Source organism: Streptomyces sp. NPDC040410 (assembly GCF_055595715.1).
The window spans coordinates 1-4,950 of sequence record NZ_JBVIVK010000058.1 but is presented as its reverse complement, the minus strand read 5'-3'; the positions used below and the strand labels follow the sequence as shown (position 1 = coordinate 4,950).

Annotated in this window: 1 protein-coding gene; it reads right to left on the bottom strand. The window is 71.5% G+C overall.

Going from position 1 to position 4,950, the window contains the following annotated elements; translation table 11 throughout:
• Window positions 1-4,950, bottom strand: a 4,950-nt coding sequence (locus ACZ562_RS38185; RefSeq protein ID WP_471189291.1) for an amino acid adenylation domain-containing protein, incomplete at both ends; no start/stop codon positions are given.

The following is a 4,950-nucleotide window of genomic DNA, read 5'->3' as shown; positions in this document are numbered from 1 at the left end:
ACACCCAGCATCCCGGTGACCATCCCGGCGCCACGCGGCAACCGCAGCCCCACCACAGACTCCGGCCCAACCCCCCGACCCCGCAGATACTGCGCGAGCCGATTCGCCGCCGCGTCCAACTCCCCGTACGACAGCTCGATGCCCTCACCCACCACCGCCACCGCACCCGCGGCCGACGCAACCCGCCGCTCGAACAACTCCACCACCGACGCGTCCGACACCTCCGCCGCCGTGTCATTCCACTCCACCAGCAACCGTTCCCGCTCGGCGGAGTTGAGCATGCCCACCGCGGTAAGTCGGGTTTCCGGGGTCGCGGTCATGGTGTCCAGGACCCGAGTGAACCAGTCGGCGAACCTCGCGGCGGTCGGCTCGTCGAAGAGGTCCGCCGACACCGTCAGCATTCCGCGCAGACCCGCCGGACGGCCGTCCCGGTCGAACAGTTCGCCGACCATCACGTCCACGTCACCCTTGATCGAGGTGACCACGGCGGCTTCGGTCGCCGGAATCGAACCGGTCCGTACGCCGGGCAGGTCCAGTTCCGCGCGCTCGATGTTCTGCAGGGTGAGGACCACTTGGAACAGGGGGTGGCGGGACATCGACCGTTCGGGGGCCAGCTCCTCGACCAGACGTTCGAAGGGAACGTCCTGGTGGGCGAACGCGCCGAGGCTCGCCTCCCGCACCCGCGCCAGCAGCTCACGGAACTCCGGATCCCCGGACAGGTCCGTCCGGATCACCAGCGTGTTGACGAAGAACCCGACCAGGTCGTCCAGTGCCTCGTCGGTGCGGCCGGCGACGCCGCAGCCGATCGGCACATCGGTGCCCGCGCCCAGCCTTGACAGGGAGGTCGCCAGGGCGGCCTGGAGGACCATGAACGGTGTCGCGCCCTCGGCGCGTGCCAGTTCCGTGAGCCGCCGGTGCACCTCGGCCGGAACCTGGAGGGGAACCCGGTACCCCATGTGGCTCGCGACGGCCGGACGTGGCCGGGCCACGGGCAGCGCGAGTTCCTCCGGTGCTCCGGCGAGCGTGTTCCGCCAGTACTCGACCTGCGTGGACAGCAGACTCGCGGGGTCGGTCTCCTCCCCCAGCAGCTCGCGCTGCCAGATGGCGTAGTCCGCGTACTGCACCGGCAGCGGCTCGAAGTCCGGCGCCCGGCCGCGCAGCCGTGCCGCGTAGGCCGTGGAGAGGTCCCGGCCCAGGGGGCCCATCGACCAGCCGTCACCGGCGATGTGGTGCATCACCACCAGCAGAACCTGTTCATCCGCACCGGCCTGGAACAGCCAGGCCCGAACGGGCAGTTCCGAGGACAGGTCGAAGGCGTATCGCGACGCCTGGCCCACCGCTTCCGCCAGGCCCTCGCTCGCGACCTCGGAGACCTCCAGCCTCCAGTCCAGCTCCTCCGTATCCAGCACCCGCTGGTACGGCTCACCGTCCACCGCCGCGAACACCGTCCGCAGCGACTCATGGCGCCCGATCACATCCCGCAGCGCCGCGCCCAGCGCTCCCGCGTCGACCCCGCTCAGCCGTACCGGCACCGCGATGTTGTACGCCGCGCTCGGCCCCTCCAACTGCGCCAGGAACCACAGCCGCCGCTGGGCGAACGACAGGGGTATCCGCTCCGGCCGCTCGGCCACAGCCCGCAGTGCCGTACGAGTCCGGCCACCGCCCTCGCCCAGGCGTGCCGCCAGACCCGCCACCGTAGGCGCCTCGAACAGCGCCCGGACCTCGACCTCCACACCCAGCACGGCACGGACCCGGGATATCAGCCGGACCGCCAGCAGGGAGTGCCCGCCGAGCTGGAAGAAGCTGTCGTCGACACCCACGGAGTCGACACCCAGGACGTCCGCGAAGATCGCGCAGAGCATCTCTTCCTGGAGCGTGACAGGGCCGCGGCCCCCGCCGGTGGTGTAATCCGGCGCGGGCAGGGCCCGGCGGTCCAGTTTGCCGTTGGCCGTCAACGGGAGTTCGTCGAGCGTCACCACGGCCGCCGGGACCATGTACCCCGGGACCCGCCCGGCCACGAAGGCCCGCAGGCCGTCGCGGTCGAGGGTGGGGTGGGCGCCGTCGGCGGGCACGACGTACGCCACCAGTCGTTTGTCGCCGGGGGTGTCCTCGCGGGCCACCACGGCGGTCCGGGCCACGTCGGGATGGGCCAGGAGGGCGGCTTCGATCTCGCCGGGCTCGATCCGGAAGCCCCTGATCTTCACCTGTTCGTCCGCGCGTCCGACGAACAGCAACTGCCCGTCGGGAGTCCACTTCGCCAGGTCCCCGGACCGGTACATGCGCTCGCCGGCGGATCCGAAGGGGCAGGCGACGAAGCGCTCCGCGGTCAGCTCGGGACGGCCCACGTATCCACGGGCGACCTGGTCACCCGCCACATACAGCTCGCCGATCACGCCGACCGGCGCCGGGTCGAGCGAGCCGTCGAGGACGTAGGTCGACAGTCCGGGCAGTCCGCGGCCCACGACGCTGCCGGTCTCCTCGTCACCGGGGTTCAGCCGCCAGTGGGTGGCGTGCACGGTGGTCTCGGTGATTCCGTACATGTTCACCAGGTGTACGCGGGGGCCGCCGTTCTCACGCGGCCACCAGCTGCGCAGCCGGGCGTGGTCCAGGGCCTCCCCGCCGAACACCATGAGCCGCAGGTCCTGCGGTCCGAACTCGTCCACCGCGAGGAGCTGGTACAGCGCCGACGGTGTCTGGCTGAGGACGGTGACCTGCTCGTCGGCCAGCAGCCGGGCGAACTGCTGCGGCGAACGCGACACATCGAACGGTACGACGACCACCCGGGCCCCGTGGACGAGTGCTCCCCACAGCTCCCAGACGGAGAAGTCGAACGCGAACGAGTGGAAGCAGCTCCACACGTCGGACGGGCCCAGTTCGAAGAGCCCGCGGGTGGCGGCGAACATGCCGACGACATTGCGGTGGCTGACCGCGACGCCCTTGGGTCGGCCCGTCGAGCCGGACGTGTAGATCACATAGGCGCGGTTGTCGGGCGTGACCGAGCGGGCGACGGGCGTCTCGTCGCGTTCGGCGAGCCGCGCCTCGGTCGCGGGATCGTCCAGGACGGTGAGGTGGACGGTCGGCGGTACGTACTCCACGATCTGCGGGAGGCACGCCGTGGAGGTGACGGCGGCCACCGCACCGGCGTCGGCGAGGACATAGCTCACCCGTTCGGCCGGGTGACGCGGGTCGATGGGCAGGTACGCCGCGCCGGTCTTGAGGACGGCCAGCAGCGCCACGACGGTCTCCGCGCCGCGGTCCAGCATGACCGCGACCGTCGATTCCGTGCCGGCGCCGAGTTCGCGCAGATGGTGGGCGAGACGGTTGGCGCGCGTGTCCAGCTCCGCATAGGTCAGCCGCACGCCGCCGGCCACCACGGCGACGGCGTCCGGGGCCGCCGCGACCTGCCGTTCGACGAGGTCCGCGAGGGTCGCGTCGGTGCCCATCGGGACCTGGTCGTTCCACGCGTGCAGCAGCCGGGCACGCTCCTCGCCGCCGAGGACGTCGATCGCCCGCAGGTCGGTGTCCGGGCCGTCGTCCAACGCGACGGTGAGCGCGGCGACGGTGTTCTCGACGGCGGTGCGCAGCAGCCTGCCCACGGCCTGCGGGTCGAGTACGTCCACGGTCTGCACGCCCAGGCTCAGACCACCCGCGCCGCGGTCGTTGACCGACACCACCAGCGGATAGTTGGTCCGCTCCTCGGCGAAGACCGTACGAATCCCCTCGACCGGCCGCTCCTCGCCGGTCTCGGCGCCGTCCGAGGCCCGGCCACCGCTGCCGGTGACATGCCGGTAGTTGAACAGCGAGGTGAACAGCGGCATATCGGCCGCGACCCCGCTGACCTGCTGCGCGACCGCCAGGGGTGCGTGCTCATGCTCCAGCAGCGCGGCCAACTGGTCCCGCATGGCCTCCACCGCGGCCCGTACCCCTACCGGACCTGTCTGTACGCGGACCGGGAGCGTGTTGATGAAGGGGCCGAGCACCCGGTCGGCGCCCTCGCCGGCGTTCATCCGCCCGAACAGCACCGTCCCGAACACCACGTCCTCACGCCCGGACAGCACCGCCAGCACGCGCGCCCAGGCCACGTGCAGCACCGTGGCGGTACTGACCCCCAGCCGCCGCGACGCCTCCCGCAGCCCCTCGACAACCTCACCGTCCACGGACACCACGCCCGACACCGCACCGCTGCCGTCACCGCGCACATCCAGCAGTCCGTACGGTGCGGTCGGCTCGCTCACATCCCCCAGCAGCCCGGCGAAGAACCGCTCATGCTCCGCACGCGGCACGGCCCGCGTCTGCGCGACGAAGTTCCGGAACGGCAGCGCGGGAGCCAGCCGCTCCACCTGCCCCGTCAGAACCGCCCGCAGTTCCTGAAGCACCACATCCATGCCCAGGTGGTCCTGGACCAGGTGGTGCATCCGCACCAGCCCCAGCCACCGGCCCTCCGCCACCTCCGCCACATGCAGATCCATCAGCGGCGCACGCCGCAGATCCATCACCGACCCACCGGCGGCCACCAGAGCGTCCGCCCACCGCGCGGGCTCGGCTGACCGGACATCGAGGGCATGCTCGACGACGGGCAGCACAACCCGCCGCCACACGACCTGCACCGGCTCCCGCAGGCCCTCCCACACCACACCGGTCCGGTAGATGTCATGCCGGTCCACCACCTGCTGCAACGCACCCGCGAACTCATCCAGCCGGGCCCGCGACTCGAACTCCACCAGCCGTAACGTCACATAGGCGTCGGCTCCGCCCCCGGCCATGAGGTGATGGAAGAACAAGCCCTCCTGCAGGGGCGCGAGCGGGTACACGTCGGCGATGTTCGCCGCGCCGCCTTCGACGGTCCCGACCACGCGGTCGATCTCGGCCTGCTCCAGCTCCACCAGCGGCAGCATCTCGGGCGTGATGTGCTGCGCGTCCGCCGGGATCAGGTTCTCCGGCACCTCCACC